Origin of the sequence: Celeribacter marinus (assembly GCF_001308265.1) — a bacterium.
Classification (GTDB): domain Bacteria; phylum Pseudomonadota; class Alphaproteobacteria; order Rhodobacterales; family Rhodobacteraceae; genus Celeribacter; species Celeribacter marinus.
Window position 1 is genome coordinate 1253866 of the sequence record NZ_CP012023.1, and the last position, 17031, is coordinate 1270896.

The window sequence follows — 17031 nt, forward strand, 5'->3', positions numbered from 1 at the left end:
GCAATGCGGCGTACGTCCCCGCACCCGCCATTCCTCAGGACATCAATGACTTATTGTAGTCGTCGCTCATTGTAGCGCCATACTGATCTATTTTTCGATCAAACCGACGATCAAGCGTCCCTTTGGCGAACTTGATCGACTGCACAAGAATCCGCGCAGACAAGGTTTGCGGCTTGATATCATAGCTAAGCGACAAGCGCGTTCGTTTGGGGCTAAGCGCCACAATGTCCGCAGTGAGCACCATATCAAGGCCTCCAGACTTCGCAGCCACGACCAAATTGGTCGGGTCACAATACGTCACCACTTCGGCGACGATATCGCGGGTTTTGCCGCGAAACGGAACTTTCATAGTCCAACCCGCACCAACATCGCGCGGCTGGGCGGGATCTTTGCGTGACACGTCGATACCACGCCGCATTGCTTGGCGCTCCAACGCCTCGAAATTAGCAATGCGCTCAAACACGTATGCCGCAGGTGCGTCGATATCCTTGCGTGTCGAAAACTTCATACCGCTTCACCTCACTCAACCAATCACTGGAATATCCAATTATTCAATCTCGTCCGCAAGCCACTTAGCCAAAAGATAATGTGCAATTGCACCTTTTCTCGCGGGTTTAAGCGTTGGGTGCATCCCCGCCATCGACAACGCTACATCCTCGCGGGTAACCCACATCGCATCTTGCAACTCTAACGGGTCAATCGTGATTGTCTCGCTCGTCGCGCGAGCGGCACACCCAATCATCAAAGAGGCCGGAAACGGCCAAGGCTGTGAGGCGATATATGTCACATCAGCCACGACTATTCCCGATTCCTCAAACACCTCACGGCGCACTGCGGCCTCAATCGGCTCACCCGGCTCAACAAATCCGGCGAGCAAAGAATACATGCCTTCAGGCCAGTTTTCATTTCGCCCCAACAACACCGAATTGCCACGTGTCACCAACATGATCACAACGGGATCGGTCCGCGGGAAATGCGGCGCAGAACACGACGAACATGTACGCTGCCATCCGGCCTGAGTCATCGCGCTTTTGGCACCGCACGCGGCACAAAACCCGTGACGTCCATGCCACTCCAAAAGACCGCGCGCGGTTGATGCCACCTCGGCCTCCCAGGGCGACAAGAGTGTCATAACCGCACGCAGTTCTAAAAAGGCGCAATCAGGCAAGCCGTCCACACGCTGTTGCGATGGATCAAGAAACCCCTCTTGAAGCTCCGCGACCTGTGTCACAGTCCATGTGCGTGTCACATCAACCGCGAAAACGGCGGCTCCGGCATCGTCAATCCCCATGAAAATGGCATCCTGCGCCAAATCTACAACCGTGGGGTGGTCAGTCTCGAGGAACGCCAACCCACCAGAATCATTACAAAACGGCTTGTGCGACCACAGGGGAAGCACGCGCGCACCGTTTTGTGCCCACAACGAGGCCGCATCGCCGCGCAGATGCGCCGCGCGATCTAGCGTGCCCGCGCCCAATGTGACGGCGTCATCCGTTTGCTGTGTTGTGTTGTTCACGGTCGCACACCTCATGGTATCGATTTGGGTTAGACCCTGTCCAAACCGCACCGCACCCATGCGGTCAAGTCTAACGATTCAATTTGCCCACAATACGCCGTGCAGATTAATAGACCCATCGTGCGGAAATGCACGCTTGGGTTGTTACGTGACGTCAAATGCACCCATGAGATGTTGCAGCGCAGCGTAAGCATGATACATCACGCAAGTCGAAAACAAAAATCCATAAGCTCACAAAACATACCCCATAGCATATATTAGGTATCCAAAAGTGTTGCCCGACACACCTCTAAAACCGTAGTGTCTGACAAATCACATTTTCAAATCAGAATTTTGGCACGGCGCGTGTCAGCAGGACAAGCAGTGACCCAACCTCATACCTTTTCCACCGACACCCGTGCGGATCATGCGCACCTTCGGATTATGAGTACGACAGATCTGCACATGCAGATTTTTCCCTATGACTACTGTGGGGATCGCGCCACTGACGCGACCGGTCTCGCGCGGACGGCTGCGCTCATCGCAAAGGGGCGCGCCGAAGCACGCAACACACTTTTGGTCGATAATGGCGATTTTCTACAAGGGACGCCCATGGCCGACTTTGTCGCCGCAGATCATGCACAAGGGCGAGACACTCCTCACCCGATGATCGCCGCCATGAATGTCCTCGGCTACGATGCTGGCACTTTAGGCAATCACGAATTCAACTTCGGCCTCGATCATCTCAAATGGGCCATCTCGCGCGCAGATCATCCCATTGTGTCGGCAAATCTGATTGAGATACCCGATGAGACATCGACGCAAGACACCACAGTGTTTGACCCCTATGTCATTTTGGATCGCGAGATCATTGATGGAGCAGGAAAGAGTCATCCGATCAAAGTTGGGTTACTAGGCTTGCTGCCGCCACAAGTGACAATGTGGGATCGCACGCATTTGGCAGGAAAAGCCAGCACACGCGACATCATGCAGACAGCGCGCAAATTTGTGCCCCAGATGAAACAACACGGGGCCGATATCATCGTCTTGCTCTGTCATACGGGGATCGCGGGTGAGGATGAATACGAGGGCATGGAAAATGCTGCCATTCCACTGGCGGCCCTTGAGGGGGTCGACGCGTTGATCACCGGCCATTTGCACTTGCTATTTCCCTCCCCCCAGTTCGCGCAAACTCCTGTTGTAGATAGTGAAAACGGTTTCATCCACGGCAAACCTGCCGTTATGGCGGGCAGTTGCGGATCGCACCTTGGCCTCATTGATCTCATGCTTGAACGCACTGGCGATACATGGGCCGTCCGCAAAGCAAACGTCGAAGTGCGTCCGATTCTTGAGCGAAACCCGTCAGGCTGCGCGCGGCCTTTGGTCGAAAGTGTCGAAGCCATCATTGCGGCCGTGGAACATGACCACCTTGGCACACTGGACTTTGCGCGGCGCCCAATCGGCCAGACAGATGTGCCTCTCCATTCCTATTTTTCCCTACTTGGGACAGACCGCTCGATGAAATTGATCGCTGACGCACAACGCGATTATGTGGCGGACGCAATCGCACATAGCGAACACGCGCACCTGCCCATCTTGTCGGCCGTCTCACCGTCCAAAGCTGGCGGGCGCGCAGGCCCAGAGAACTACACAGCTATGCCTGTTGGAATTCTGGCGATCAAAAACATCTCAGACCTCTACCCCTTTCGTGACCGCGTGTGTGCCGTTCGCGTCTCAGGCGCGCAACTGCGCGCATGGTTGGAGCGCACTAGTACGGCCTTTAATCAAATCACCCCAAACACTGCTTCAACGGCCTGCGATCAAACCCTGCGCAACCCCCATGCACCGGCCTACTTTTTCGATGTTATTTTTGGGATCGACTATCAGATTGATCTGTCGCAACTCGCCCGCTTTGACGGGTCTGGCAATGAGATCAATCCTACCGCAACCCGCGTTCGCAACTTGTCCTACAATGGCTCGCCAGTGTCCGACGATATGGAATTTGTGGTGGTCGCAAGTGACTACCGCGCCAACGGCGGCGGACATTTTCCGGGCGCTGATGGCAGCACAGTGATCTTTGACGGACCTGATTTGATCGGTGACATTTTGGCTCGCCACATCCGCACGTGCGGCGTCCCGACGACACAAACCACACCCAACTGGTCGTTTTGTCCGATAGGCGGCACACCAGTGATGTTCGAGACATCCCCGAAGGCCAAACACCATCTCGACGAGCTCTCTCATTTAAACGTGACAGGCTTTGCCGTAGGCGCATCTGGCTTTGGCCAAATTAGATTGCTTTTGTAAAAAACAGGCAAAGCACACCTACGCGGCGCCCCTCTTGCCATTTCAGAATACTCCCCCTATATCCAAACGCGAGAGGTTGGCGCGGGCAAGCTCCTCGCCAACCCGGTCAGATCCGGAAGGAAGCAGCCGTAACGAGTCCCGCTTGGGTCGTTGTCCAGCCTCTCACCTTTATCTCCCTTAACATCCGCGCCTCTTGCCGTATCCCCCGCGACAGGCAATATAGGCCGCATGTTCATGAGCTCACCCAGATGACACCACACCTGAAGCGCCTCGGATGGTCACAACACTTCACCGCGCAAATGAGCGTGGACGAGGTCGAAACCTTGACGCCAGTCCGCATTTCCGAAGTGCGCCGCCGCAATATCATCGCCCTGACAGGTGAGCTTGAGCGGCTGGAACTGGCGCTAACGGGCGATCTTGTGGCCTCGGATTTCGCGGTGGGTGATTTCGCCCTCACAGATGGTGAAAAAATTGTCCGCCTACTGGACCGAAAAACCCTAATTTCGCGCAAATCCGCTGGCCTGACCTCGCAGACACAGCTCATCGCCTCCAACATCGACACGTTGTTTATCACCACCTCATGCAATGATGATTTCAATGAGGCGCGCCTAGAACGCTACCTTGCCATCGCAATCGAGGCCGAGGCCCATCCGGTGATCGTGATCACCAAAGCCGACAGGCCCGAATCCGGCAACGTGGATGACTTTATATCGCGCGCCAAAGCAATCTATGCGCCCGCCGATGTCATAGCCCTTAATGCCACGAATCCGGACGCTTTTGGCGAATTGATGCCGTGGTGCAGCACCGGTCAAACCCTTGCGCTTGTTGGCTCCTCAGGGGTCGGAAAATCGACAATTGCGCGCGGCCTTACCGGCCTTGACATCGAGATCGGTGATATTCGCGAAGATGACGCAAAGGGCCGCCATACAACCACGGCGCGCTCCATGCACGCAATGCTTGCAGGGGGATGGCTGATCGACACCCCCGGAATGCGCGAACTGGCCCTCCACGATGCAGCGGAGGGAATCGGTACGCTATTTGAAGACATCACCGATCTGGCAACCGCCTGTAAATTCTCCGACTGCGCCCATAATACAGAGCCCGGATGCAAAGTGCGTGCGGCCATTGAAAGCGGCGAACTGGACGCTGACCGTGTCGAGCGGTGGCGCAAACTGATCGACGAGGATGAGCGCAATTCCGAGACGGTGGCCGAAGCCCGTGATCGCGGTCGCAAGTTCTCCAAAATGGCAAAGTCCGTGCTCAAGGCGAAAAAGGCACGGCGCGGCGAGTGAACCCGCTTGCGGGGGGCTGCCTGCACCCTTACCTTGTGGTGCAACGAGGGAGATGAACGCATGAGCGAGACCAATGAAGGCTACAAGGTTCTGGCACGCAAATATCGTCCGGAAACCTTTGCCGACCTGATCGGTCAAGATGCCATGGTACGCACGCTCAAAAATGCGTTCGCCGCCGACCGCATCGCCCAAGCTTTCATCATGACCGGCATTCGCGGCACGGGCAAAACCACCACCGCACGGATCATCGCCAAGGGGATGAACTGTATCGGTCTGGACGGCAACAGTGGCCCTACGACCGAGCCATGTGGACAGTGCGAACACTGCGTCGCGATCACCGAAGGCCGCCACGTGGACGTCATGGAAATGGATGCCGCATCGCGCACAGGTGTGGGCGACATTCGCGAAATCATTGACAGTGTGCACTACCGCGCCGCTTCCGCGCGCTACAAAATCTACATCATCGATGAGGTGCACATGCTCTCGACGAGTGCGTTCAACGCACTCCTCAAAACCCTCGAAGAGCCACCGGCACACGTCAAATTCATCTTTGCCACCACCGAAATTCGCAAGGTGCCCGTCACAGTTCTGTCACGCTGTCAGCGGTTTGACCTGCGGCGCATCGAACCCGAAGTGATGATGGCCCACCTTTCGTCTATCGCCGACAAAGAAGGCTCTGACGTGGCGCAGGACGCCTTTGCCCTCATCACCCGCGCCGCCGAAGGGTCCGTGCGCGATGCGCTATCGCTTCTGGACCAAGCGATTTCGCACGGCGCAGGCGAGACCACCGTGGATCAGGTTCGTGCCATGTTAGGCCTTGCCGACCGTGGCCGCGTGTTGGACCTGTTCGACATGATCATGGCGGGCGACGCGGCAAGCGCGCTCGAAGAGATCGGCGGGCAATACGCCGATGGTGCCGATCCACTGGCGGTGCTGCGCGATCTGGCCGACATCACCCATTGGGTGTCCGTGATCAAAATCACACCAAACGCCGCAGACGACCCGACAATTTCGCCAGATGAACGCTCCCGTGGCCTAACATTGTCCGAAAAGCTGCCGATGCGTGTGCTATCGCGCATGTGGCAAATGCTGCTCAAAGCCCTCGAAGAGGTGGCCGCCGCCCCCAACGCCATGATGGCCGCAGAAATGGCGATCATTCGCCTGACCCATGTGGCCGACCTGCCTATGCCTGAAGATTTGGTGCGCAAACTCAATGAGCAAAACCCGCCACCGCGTCCGCCCGTTGGCCCCTCTGGCGGCGCGCCCTCTGGCGGTAACAGCTCCAGATCCGTCAGCACCCAAGGGACACCTGCAGGGGGCGGTGGAGGGATAGCACATGCCCCGACAATGATGGCACAGGCCGCCCCCGCACAAGCGCCGGATGTGGGGCTCGCCAAATATGCACGGTTTGAGGATGTTGTGGAGCTGATTGGCTATCACCGCGATATGAAACTCAAAATAGACGTGGAAAACCATGTCCGGCTCGCAAGCTACAAACCCGGACGTATCGAATTTGAACCTGTGGGCGATGCCCCCGCTGATCTCGCCGCCCGTCTATCAAGCCGTTTGCAAGCCTTCACAGGACACCGTTGGGGCGTGTCCATCGCGGCCGCACCCGAAGACGCCAAGACGCTTCGTGATGTGATGGACGCCGACCGTCTCGCCCTTGAAGCTGCCGCAAAAAGTCATCCGATGGTCGCGAAGGTGTTCGAACTTTTCCCCCATGCGAAAATCGCGGAAATCCGCACGCCCGAAAAGATTGCGGCGCAAGCGGCCTCAGAAGCACTTGAAGAAGTCGAAGACGAATGGGATCCCTTCGAAGAGGACTGATCCCCTCGCACCCTAAAATCAGGAGACACAGACGATGTTCAAAGGACTTGGCAATCTCGGCGATATGGCCGGCATGATGAAAAAAGCCAAAGAAATGCAACAGCAAATGGCTGACTTGCAAGAGAAGATGGATGCCATGACGGTGGTTGGTGAAAGTGGTGCGGGTCTTGTCAAAGCGACCTCAACCGTCAAAGGACAGTTGACTGCGCTTGAAATCGATCCGTCGATCTTTAACCCCGACGAAAAGGAAGTGGTCGAAGATTTGATCCTAGCGGCAATCAAAGATGCGCAGGCCAAAGCGGCGGATCGCGCCCAATCTGAAATGGCACAGATCACCGATGGCCTTGGCCTGCCCGCCGATTTCAAAATGCCGTTCTGAGGACGCACAGGTGGGGGATGCAACGCGCGAAATCGAGGCTCTGATTGATCTCATGGCGCGGCTTCCAGGTCTTGGGCCGCGCTCGGCACGCCGCGCGGTTCTACACCTGATCAAAAAGCGCACGCGCCTGATGGCCCCCCTCGCCACGGCAATGCAAACCGTGGCGGACAACGCTCGCGAATGCGTGCAGTGCGGCAATATTTGCACATCCGATCTATGTGACATCTGCACCTCTGGTAAACGTGCAAACGGCGAGATTTGCGTAGTCGAAGATGTGGCAGACCTGTGGGCGATGGAGCGTGCGAGCGTGTTTGGCGGACGCTATCATGTGCTCGGCGGTACACTGTCTGCGCTCGATGCAATCGGCCCCGAGGATCTGCGTATCCCTGCCTTGGTCCGCCGCGTGGGTGACGAGCAAATCACCGAGGTGATCCTCGCGCTCAATGCAACTGTCGACGGCCAAACCACGGCGCACTATATCGCGGACGAATTGTCAGGACGCTGTGCTGTGACATCTTTGGCCCAAGGCGTACCTATTGGTGGCGAGCTTGATTACCTCGATGACGGAACGATCACCGCCGCTTTGCGTGCGCGAAAGGGCGTCTGAACGCACCGTTCTAGACCTGATACAAACATCGTCCAAATATGCAAAAGGCCCGCCATATTGGCGGGCCTTCTCAATACGTTAACGCGCAATATTATGCGTCATCATCTTCGTTGTCATCCGCATCGGGAAGGTTAAAGAAGCTATCTTTGTCCGGCAGTGGCGCCTCTTTCTCATCGTCATCATTTGACAGGGAGAACGCTTCGAGACCGGAAATAGCCGTTGGCATTTTCGAATCTGTGCCCATGCCCAAAGACTGTTCCGTAGACAACAACTTGCGGCGCTCGTCGTCGGTCATCCCGGCGCCATCGGCGGCGCGTTTGGCGGCGGCTTTTTGCACAGCGGCGTCAAGCTCGGTTTGCTTACACAGGCCCAGTGCAACAGGATCAATCGGCTGCATGTTCGCGATGTTCCAATGGGTGCGCTCACGGATCGCAAGGATCGTAGGCTTGGTCGTGCCGACAAGTTTGGCGATCTGGGCATCTGCCAGTTCGGGGTGGAATTTAACAAGCCACAAGATCGAATTGGGACGGTCTTGGCGTTTGGACAACGGCGTGTAGCGTGGACCACGGCGTTTTTCCTCGCCAGAGGCCGCTGGGTTGAACTTCAACTTCAGCTTTTGAATGGGGTTCTCTTCTGCGCCTTTGATTTCATCCGAGGTCAACTGGTTGTTGGCGATCGGGTCGAAGCCTTTCACACCAGATGCCACATCACCGTCCGCAATGCCCTGAACTTCCAACTCGTGAAGACCGCAAAAATCAGCAATCTGTTTGAAGCTCAGCGTCGTATTATCGACGAGCCAAACGGCGGTGGCTTTTGCCATAATCGGTTTTGCCATGGGAAACTCTCCTTGCGATGCCATAATTCTAAACACAACTTCTGCGTCGCCTGAAAGGGCTTTCCCGATTTGGGACCGTATCCGTTGTGGGGGAACTTAAGCGCTGTATAGTGTGGATATTGCGTAAGGGAAAGAGAAAATGAGTAAACGATTGGTAAGGGCCGTGACAGTGGCCATAGCTGCTTTGACGACACCCGCTTGGGCGGATGGTGAGCCTGCTGGAGATTTCGACTATTATGTGTTGTCATTGTCGTGGTCACCTACATGGTGTGCCCTAGAGGGAGATGCCCGCAACTCTGCGCAATGTGACCGCGAATTGGGGTGGGTGCTTCATGGGCTTTGGCCACAATATGAAAGCGGGTGGCCGTCCTACTGCCATAGTCCGGTGCGCGACCCGTCACGCCGTCAGACCGAAGCAATGGAAGACATCATGGGGACAGATGGCGCCGCATGGTATCAGTGGAAAAAACACGGACGGTGTTCCGGCCTTGAGGCGCAAGAGTTTCTTGATTTGTCGCGTGCCGCCTATGACAAAATCAAACGCCCCTCTGCGTTCATGAAACTGCCCCGCGACATCAAGGTCCCCGCCTCTGTGATCGAAGACGCATTTATGAACGTGAACGATGGGTTGGACGCCAACGAGATCACCGTGACGTGTCGCGATTACCGCATCCAAGAGGTCCGCATATGTCTGACGCCTGATCTGGAGCCGCGCAAATGTGGGGCCGATACAATCCGCGATTGCACCCTAACGGACGCGCTATTAGCCGATATCGAATAACGGCGAACAGGCGTCAAATTTCGAGAACAATTTTGCCAATATGGGCGCCGGATTCCATATGCGCGTGGGCAGCTGCAGCATCGTGAAGCGCAAAGCGGCTGTCCATCACCGGTGCAATACGTCCCGCAGCGATCAGGGGCCAAACCTGTGTGCGCAACACATCTGCAATCCGTGCTTTTTGCGCATCCGATTGCGGGCGCAATGTCGATCCTGTTAGGGTCAAGCGCCGCATCATCACTTGCGCAAAATTCACATCGGCTTTGGACCCTTGCAAGAAGGCGATATTGACCAGACGTCCGTCCATCGCGAGAGCTTTGAGATTGCGATTGATATAGTCGCCACCCACCATATCGAGGATGAGGTTTGCGCCACCTTCGGCCTTTAGAATTGTGACGAAATCCTCATCGCGGTAGTTGATCGCACGCTCTGCACCCAAACGGGTACAGGCCACACATTTGGTGTCTGACCCTGCAGTCACAAAGACCCGCGCGCCAAACACCTGCGCCAATTGAATGGCGGTTGTGCCAATGCCAGATGCGCCACCGTGAATCAAAATGCGCTCGCCCGCTTGAAGGCCGCCACGCATAAACACGTTCGACCAAACGGTGAAAAATGTCTCTGGCAGACACGCGGCCTGTTCCAGAGTGAGCCCCTTGGGAACGGGCAACGCATGCGCGGCGGGCGTGGCCACATATTCGGCGTAGCCACCCCCCGGAACGAGGGCGCAAACTGGATCGCCAATGGCATAGGATGACACGGACGCGCCAACGGCCGCCACCTCCCCCGCGACCTCAAGGCCCGGCAAATCAGAGGCGCCTACGGGCGGATTGTAAAGACCAGCTCGCTGCAACGCATCTGGGCGGTTCACGCCGGAAAACGCAACTTTGATCACAATCTCGTCGGCTTTGGGCGTGGGCACGAGGCGCGTGGTGAAGCGCAACACCTCCGGGCCTCCTGCTTGCGCAATTTCAACAGCGCGCATTGTTTCTGGGAGGGTCATGGCGATCTCGCTTTAGGTGGACCGTGTGCCGGGAATATCATCGCGATCGACCCCTGCGGGCGCTTTCACACGTGACAAAACGGCCGATGGCAGGGCGAACAGCGCCGAAAGCGCCTTGTTCTCGCGCACTGTGGCCTTCGCCTTTTCAAACTGCATAACATTGACAATGCGGCGGTCGATAAAGGCGCGTGTGTCCGCGAACCCTTCACTGTCATCGCCAAGCCAGAAGAGTACAGATGAGCCAAAAACACCCGATAGCGTGGCGCGTTTCGTGTACCAGTTCACGTCCCGCGAGGTGTCCCCCATCGCGTTCCAAATCGCATCTGCCGTTTCCCAAACCAACTTGGTCCCCTCGGGGGCATAGTGTGGAAGCGAAAAGAGCGACATGCCGCGCCGCACAACTTCACGATCAACCGCTTGCAACCGCAGCCAAACGGTATGCCCGATCCGGTCGGAATAGCGCATTGTGGAAAGGTCCGCTGTGGCGAGATCTGCCATCATCTTTCGGTCTCCGCGCTTGTGGTAGGCCGCGGCCAGATCAACCGATCCGCGCGGCGCACTCACATCCGCCAAGCCCTGCGAAACACCGGAATCAGCAACAGCCACTTTGAATGTCTCGGCCCCCCACCCGTCGAAAACCACGTTGGGCAAAGCCGAATCCAGCAGCTTTTCACGGGTCGGGTCGATATAAGCAGTCGTTTGCATCGGATCACTCCTCGTTGTCGTTGGCCCTATAGTAGACAAGGTAGAGCCGCTTTGCTATACGGCCAATTCCTGCAATTCATGCAAATCTAACTTAGGAAGGTGGTGACACCACATGCAGGTTAGCGTTCGTGAAAACAATGTCGATCAGGCACTCCGTGCTCTGAAGAAAAAACTTCAACGCGAAGGCGTTTTTCGTGAAATGAAGCTCAAGCAACATTTCGAAAAGCCCTCCGTCAAGAAAGCGCGCGAGAAGGCCGAGTCCATCCGCCGTACCCGCAAGTTGGCTCGTAAAAAAGCTCAACGCGAAGGTATGCTCTAAGGGCACTTTTGAAGTCCGGCATTTCGGACCGTAAAAGAATACAAACCCCCGCTGCCATATAGGCCGCGGGGGTTTTGTTTTTGTAGCGCGGCGATACGTGACATAGCCAGATAGAAAAAGGGCGGCTCGGTGGATCACCGCGCCGCCCTTATACTTGATTATTTCTTGCGGCTCAGAACAGCATCGCCGCCCTTTGGCCCACCTTTGGGGGCGGCCCCTTTGCGATGTGGCTTTTTACCTGCGCCCGCTTTGTCATATTTTCCAGCGGGCTTGCCTGCGCCCGTTGGCTTGCCTGCAGGTTTACCCGCACCTTTATAACCACCACCCGCACCCGCGGATTTTGGCTTGCCTTTGAACGTCCCAGACGGCTTATCGCTCGGCTTATCCTTGCGTGGCTTTGCAGGTGCGTGAACGGCATCGTCGCGCTCTTTACGAGCAGGCTTGGTAAACTTGTCGGTCTTGGGCTTGTCGTAGCTTGGCTTATCGCCACGCGGCTTGTCGAACTTAGGCTTGTCGCCATAGCTCTTTTCACCACGGGGTTTGTCGTAGGCGGGCTTTGCACCAAACGACTTTTCGCCGCGGGGTTTACCACTATGTCCGTCGAACCGCGCTTTGGGTGAGCGTGGTGCGCCAGCGCTGAACGATGGGGTTCCATCGACAGCACGGGCCGTCACACCATCCTCAAGCTCGCCACCTGCGCCAAGCTGATCCATAAATCCTTGCAAGGCGGCTTCTTGGAGTTCCACGAAAGTTTCCGTGTCTTCCATTTTGATCTTACCGATTTTCGACTTGTCGATATTGCCCGCACGACACAACAACGGCAGGAGCCAACGTGGCTCCGCGTTTTTGTCGCGACCCACAGAAAGCGCCACCCATCTGGACGGGCCAAATGTTTCGCGCGGATCTTTTTGCGGACCCTTACCGGTGTGGACGTTGATCTCTTCTGGGGCAGATAGACCAGCGCGGTACAAACGCAAACACGCGGTCGCGATTTGCTCGGGGCTGAACTTGCCCAAGAGGGTCGCCGCAAACTCGGCTTCGTTTTCGCTCAACGCCTCGGTCCATGCCGGGTCATCCATCAAACGCGTCTCATCTAGCGCGAGGATTTCTTCGGCGGTTGGCGCACCGCGCCATTCAGCGTCAATCTTCGCCCATTTGAGCAAACGCTGTGCTTTTTTGGCGACATTATCAGGTACGATCAAGACAGATGTGCCTTTGCGACCTGCGCGCCCTGTACGGCCAGAGCGGTGCAACAGACCTTCGGTATTGGTCGGAATGTCGGCGTGGATCACAAGTTCCAAGTTCGGCAAATCAATCCCGCGGGCGGCAACATCGGTAGCCACACAAACACGCGCACGCCCGTCACGAAGAGCTTGCAACGCATGGCTGCGCTCGTCTTGCGACAACTCACCCGACAGGCTCACAACCGAAAAGCCACGGTTGGCAAAGCGCGCGGTGAGACGCGCAACAGCGGCGCGGGTGTTTGCGAACACAATCGACGTCTGGCTGTCATGGTAACGCAACAGGTTGATAATCGCGTGCTCGGCATCGCGCGGCGCACATTGGATCACCTGATAGGAAATATCTGAGTGTTGGTTTTTCTCGGAGACCGTCGAAATGCGCACGGCATCGCGTTGGAAATTCGTTGCAATCTGGCTGATCGATTTGGACACAGTGGCCGAGAACATCAACGTGCGACGATCCTTGGGGCATGCGTCGAGCATGAACTCAAGATCTTCGCGAAACCCGAGATCAAGCATTTCATCGGCTTCGTCGAGGACAACAGCACGGATATCGTCAAGATCAAGCGCGCGGCGCATGATGTGATCTTTCAAACGACCAGGGGTTCCCACAACAATGTGTGCACCACGCTCCAATGAGCGGCGTTCCGCGCGGGCATCCATGCCCCCAATACAGGTCACAACTTTTGCGCCGGTTTTGGCGTAAAGCCACTCCAATTCGCGGGCGACTTGCATCGCCAATTCGCGCGTTGGCGCAATTGCGAGCGCCAAAGGCGAAGCAGCAGGACCAAAACGAATCTCATCGCCTAGGAGTGTCTTTGCAATGGCCAGACCGAAGCCTACGGTTTTACCCGATCCTGTTTGCGCGGAGACAAGCAAGTCTGCCTGTTCCAATTCTGGTGCCGTAACAGCGGTTTGCACGTCAGTCAAAGTATCGTAACCGCGCTCGGCAAGCGCGTCAGAGAGGGGCGTAATCATGTGGGAATGTCCAATCGGCGCGCAGTTCAGTCTGCGCAATTTGGGCCCATTTAAAGGGTTTTGCCGCGTTTGTCCATTGCTGTCAGAGAAAAGGCTACATCTTAAGCTTCTAATTGCGCGGTTTCGGCCTCTGTGAACAGGCGCGACTTCGACAAGAAGCACTTTCCACGCCCTGTATCCAAAGAGAAACCCGCACCAAAGCCTTTGCCCGCATCAAGGATCATTTGTGAATTGCGCCAGATCTCAAAGAGGCTTTGCGAAATCCAGACTGGCGCGCCCGCAACGTCCCCCAAATGAATGTCGCGTGAGCCGACAATGTAATCACCCGCTTTGTAGCACATCGGAGATGATCCATCACAACAGCCGCCTGATTGAACGAACATCACATCTCCATGGTCGCGGCGGATTTCATCCAAAAGTGCAAGGCCTGCATCGGTGGCGATAACGCGAGGTATAGTCATGTCAGATCCTCCAATCAAAAGCGGCAGCCCTACTATCTAGGGCCACCGCACATTGTGTCGAGGCGCAACACAAAGCTAGGGGAGATGTGTTGCGTCTCTCAAAACGGGATTTAGAAAAAGCCCAGTTTGTTCGGATTGTAGGAGACGAGCATGTTTTTCGTCTGCTGGTAGTGATCGAGCATCATTTTGTGGTTTTCACGACCAACGCCCGACTGTTTGTAGCCACCGAATGCAGCGTGCGCAGGATAGGCATGGTAGTTATTGACCCAAACGCGGCCCGCCTCGATGTGGCGGCCAAAGCGGTAACAAGTGTTCATGTCACGCGACCACACGCCAGCGCCGAGGCCGTACATGGTGTCGTTTGCAATCTCCAATGCTTCCTCTTCGGTTTTGAATGTTGTCACGGAGACAACCGGGCCAAAGATTTCCTCTTGGAACACGCGCATCTTGTTGTGGCCTTTGAGAATGGTTGGCTGGATGTAATACCCGTCCGACAGTTCGCCATCAAAGCGCGCAGCATCACCACCAACGAGGACTTCGGCCCCCTCTTCGCGACCGATTGTAAGATACGACAGGATCTTTTCCTGCTGTTCTTGCGATGCCTGCGCACCAACCATCGTGTTGATGTCGCGCGGATCACCTTGGATGATTGCTTGAACACGCGCGATGCAGCGCTCCATGAACTCCTCGTAGATATCCTCTTGGATTAGCGCACGCGAGGGGCATGTACAGACTTCGCCTTGGTTGAAGGCAAACAGAACAAACCCTTCGACGGCTTTGTCGAGGAACGCATCATCTTCGCGCATCACATCGGAGAAGAAGATGTTCGGCGACTTGCCACCAAGCTCCAGTGTCACAGGAATAAGATTTTCCGTGGCGTACTGCATGATCATGCGACCCGTTGCGGTGGAGCCGGTGAATGCGATTTTGGCGATGCGAGGCGAACGCGCGAGCGGTGCGCCAACTTCGGCGCCATAGCCGTTCACAATATTCAGCGTGCCCGCGGGGATCACATCCGCGATCAGTTCGGCCAAGACCATGATTGCGGCAGGTGTCTGTTCTGCGGGCTTGAGCACGATGCAGTTGCCGGCGGCCAATGCCGGTGCGATTTTCCACGCAGCCATCAAAATGGAGAAGTTCCACGGGATGATCTGACCCACAACACCAAGTGGCTCATGGTAGTGATACGCAACAGTGTCCGCGTCGATTTCCGACATGGTACCCTCTTGGCCACGCAGTACGGACGCAAAGTAACGAAAGTGATCTGCGGCCAATGGAATGTCGGCGGCCATTGTTTCGCGGATTGGCTTGCCGTTGTCCCATGTCTCAGCTGTAGCGATCAGTTCAAGGTTCGCGTCAATAATATCTGCGACTTTGAGCAACAGGTTAGAGCGCTCGGTTGCAGATGTCTTGCCCCATGCAACCTTCGCAGCGTGAGCCGCATCTAGTGCCAATTCAACATCCGCAGCGCCAGAGCGTGCAACGTCACAGACTTTCTGGCCCGTGATCGGGGTGATATTCTCAAAATACTCACCACCGACCGGGGCCACGAATTTGCCGCCAATAAAGTTGTCGTACTTCGCCTTAAACGGATTGGTGTATTTGCTATCAGGTTTGGACTGAACGTTCATAATTTTCTCCTCCAAGAATGCCGGCGTCCTCCCGCCGGTATGAAGAAGACCATGACAAGGTCCATGTGGCGCCGTCATCCCCTCAACCCCGTAGTGCACAATAGAAGTGTCTCACCAGTGAGACACTTTCGATCAGATTACGGAATTTTCAAACGTATCGGAGAGGATGTGCGCGCCTGCTAGGCCACGTCGATACCCAATCGCCCCATACGGCGATACAGGGTCGCACGCCCGATTCCCAACGCGCGCGCTGCCGCCGATAGATTGCCGCCCGAACGTGCAATCGCCCGTTTTAGCGCCGCGCGTTCAGCACGCTCCAACGCCGATGCAGTAGTATCGCGCCCTAAAATATCTGAGGCGGGGCGCGGCGTGAGTGCGCCGCCTTGCCCCAAGCCGAATACGCGGCGTGCGGCGCGGGTTGCACCCACGATCAGATCATCACTATCGACGGCCAATAACACCGCACCCTCAGGGCGCTCCTCCGGAGAGGTGACAATCCGCGCCTTTGGAAAGGCCGCACGAAAAGCTTCGGTTTCTATCTGCTTGGCGGTTTGGGCAACGACACCGGAAATCAGCCGCGAATAACTTTCCGTTTGATCAGCGCGACACGACGAGACGTCCAACGCGGCAATCAATTCGCCATCAGGCCCAAAGATGGGCGCGTCCATACAGGACATCGCAGTGTTGCGGCTCAAAAAGTGTTCGTTGCGATGAATGGTAATCTGGCGCGCTTCGGCAATACAGGTGCCAATGCCGTTGGTGCCCTCTGCTTCCTCGGACCAATCGGCCCCATACCACAGGCCCCATTTTTCAAAAGTTGCCGCATCGCCGTCCGAGGAGCGTAGATCAAGCACGACTCCCTCGCGGTCCGTCAGCAAAACGCAACATCCGGTTTGACCAACCATTTGGAACAGCTGATCCAGCTTTGGCGTGGCAACGGTCATAAACGATCCCATGCTGTCGCGACGATCATTGATTTCGGCACTTTCAAACCTGCGCGGGGCATGGCTTAAGGTCGGATCAAGCCCGTGCTTGTTAAGCGACCTGCGCCAACTGGCCGTTAGTCGCGATCCTACAGACCCCGATTCGACGGCGGAAATGATGTTATCAGCGTGGTTTATCCGTTTCATATGCCGCGCCCTCCCCGTTGCGACATCTCAATCGTAGCAC

Annotated in this window: 16 protein-coding genes and 1 other RNA gene; 8 read left to right on the forward strand and 9 right to left on the reverse strand. The window is 56.2% G+C overall.

Annotated features, from left to right (window positions below):
- Positions 1–34: 34 nt before the first annotated feature.
- The gene (locus tag IMCC12053_RS06110) at positions 35–508 is read right to left on the reverse strand and encodes an SRPBCC family protein (RefSeq protein ID WP_062216767.1); all 474 of its coding nucleotides are present in this window, start codon (positions 506–508) and stop codon (positions 35–37) included.
- A 39-nt stretch (positions 509–547) separates the two neighbouring features.
- Complete coding sequence (nudC, locus tag IMCC12053_RS06115) at positions 548–1516, reverse strand: NAD(+) diphosphatase (RefSeq protein ID WP_236852555.1); 969 nt, start codon at positions 1514–1516, stop codon at positions 548–550.
- A 363-nt stretch (positions 1517–1879) separates the two neighbouring features.
- Between nudC and IMCC12053_RS06120 the strand changes: the two genes are divergently transcribed.
- The 6 genes from IMCC12053_RS06120 (at position 1880) to recR (ending at position 7910) form a co-directional block, all read left to right on the forward strand.
- Entirely contained in the window at positions 1880–3802 is a 1923-nt protein-coding gene (locus IMCC12053_RS06120; RefSeq protein WP_143089966.1) for a bifunctional 2',3'-cyclic-nucleotide 2'-phosphodiesterase/3'-nucleotidase, read from the forward strand.
- Between the two features lie 70 nt (positions 3803–3872).
- An RNA gene (ffs, locus tag IMCC12053_RS06125) (signal recognition particle sRNA small type) lies at positions 3873–3969 on the forward strand.
- Between the two features lie 81 nt (positions 3970–4050).
- A complete protein-coding gene (gene rsgA / locus IMCC12053_RS06130; RefSeq protein WP_062216770.1) occupies positions 4051–5094 on the forward strand; it encodes a ribosome small subunit-dependent GTPase A in 1044 nt (347 codons plus the stop codon).
- Between the two features lie 60 nt (positions 5095–5154).
- Complete coding sequence (locus IMCC12053_RS06135) at positions 5155–6924, forward strand: DNA polymerase III subunit gamma/tau (protein WP_062216773.1); 1770 nt, start codon at positions 5155–5157, stop codon at positions 6922–6924.
- Between the two features lie 34 nt (positions 6925–6958).
- Positions 6959–7303 (forward strand): YbaB/EbfC family nucleoid-associated protein, encoded by a 345-nt coding sequence (locus IMCC12053_RS06140; protein WP_062216776.1) that lies wholly within the window; start codon positions 6959–6961, stop codon positions 7301–7303.
- Complete coding sequence (recR, locus tag IMCC12053_RS06145) at positions 7263–7910, forward strand: recombination mediator RecR (protein ID WP_062216779.1); 648 nt, start codon at positions 7263–7265, stop codon at positions 7908–7910. The genes IMCC12053_RS06140 and recR overlap by 41 nt, the downstream gene beginning before the upstream one ends.
- Positions 7911–8001: 91 nt before the next feature.
- On the opposite strand, the gene IMCC12053_RS06150 is transcribed toward recR, so the two are convergent.
- The gene (locus IMCC12053_RS06150; RefSeq protein ID WP_062216782.1) at positions 8002–8745 is read right to left on the reverse strand and encodes a DUF1013 domain-containing protein; all 744 of its coding nucleotides are present in this window, start codon (positions 8743–8745) and stop codon (positions 8002–8004) included.
- Positions 8746–8884: 139 nt separating this feature from the next.
- Here IMCC12053_RS06150 and IMCC12053_RS06155 point away from each other — a divergent pair, with 139 nt between their 5' ends.
- Positions 8885–9526, forward strand: a complete 642-nt coding sequence (locus tag IMCC12053_RS06155) for a ribonuclease T2 family protein (RefSeq protein ID WP_062216785.1) — start codon at positions 8885–8887, stop codon at positions 9524–9526.
- 13 nt (positions 9527–9539) lie between these two features.
- On the opposite strand, the gene IMCC12053_RS06160 is transcribed toward IMCC12053_RS06155, so the two are convergent.
- Both IMCC12053_RS06160 and IMCC12053_RS06165 read right to left on the reverse strand, forming a co-directional pair.
- The gene (locus IMCC12053_RS06160; protein WP_062216788.1) at positions 9540–10526 is read right to left on the reverse strand and encodes an NAD(P)H-quinone oxidoreductase; all 987 of its coding nucleotides are present in this window, start codon (positions 10524–10526) and stop codon (positions 9540–9542) included.
- Positions 10527–10538: 12 nt separating this feature from the next.
- Positions 10539–11231 carry a COQ9 family protein gene (locus IMCC12053_RS06165; protein WP_062216790.1) on the reverse strand — a complete coding sequence of 231 codons (693 nt, stop codon included), beginning with the start codon at positions 11229–11231 and terminating at the stop codon, positions 10539–10541.
- A gap of 112 nt (positions 11232–11343) precedes the next feature.
- Between IMCC12053_RS06165 and rpsU the strand changes: the two genes are divergently transcribed.
- Positions 11344–11550 (forward strand): 30S ribosomal protein S21, encoded by a 207-nt coding sequence (gene rpsU, locus IMCC12053_RS06170; protein ID WP_062216793.1) that lies wholly within the window; start codon positions 11344–11346, stop codon positions 11548–11550.
- A 158-nt stretch (positions 11551–11708) separates the two neighbouring features.
- On the opposite strand, the gene IMCC12053_RS06175 is transcribed toward rpsU, so the two are convergent.
- The 4 genes from IMCC12053_RS06175 to IMCC12053_RS06190 all read right to left on the reverse strand — a co-directional run bounded on the left by IMCC12053_RS06175 (position 11709) and on the right by IMCC12053_RS06190 (position 16991).
- The gene (locus IMCC12053_RS06175; protein WP_062216796.1) at positions 11709–13769 is read right to left on the reverse strand and encodes a DEAD/DEAH box helicase; all 2061 of its coding nucleotides are present in this window, start codon (positions 13767–13769) and stop codon (positions 11709–11711) included.
- Positions 13770–13870: 101 nt separating this feature from the next.
- The gene (locus tag IMCC12053_RS06180; protein ID WP_062216799.1) at positions 13871–14230 is read right to left on the reverse strand and encodes a DUF779 domain-containing protein; all 360 of its coding nucleotides are present in this window, start codon (positions 14228–14230) and stop codon (positions 13871–13873) included.
- Between the two features lie 110 nt (positions 14231–14340).
- A complete protein-coding gene (gene adh / locus IMCC12053_RS06185; RefSeq protein WP_062216802.1) occupies positions 14341–15861 on the reverse strand; it encodes an aldehyde dehydrogenase in 1521 nt (506 codons plus the stop codon).
- A gap of 179 nt (positions 15862–16040) precedes the next feature.
- Entirely contained in the window at positions 16041–16991 is a 951-nt protein-coding gene (locus IMCC12053_RS06190) for a GAF domain-containing protein (RefSeq protein WP_082389050.1), read from the reverse strand.
- Between the last annotated feature and the right edge of the window lie 40 nt (positions 16992–17031).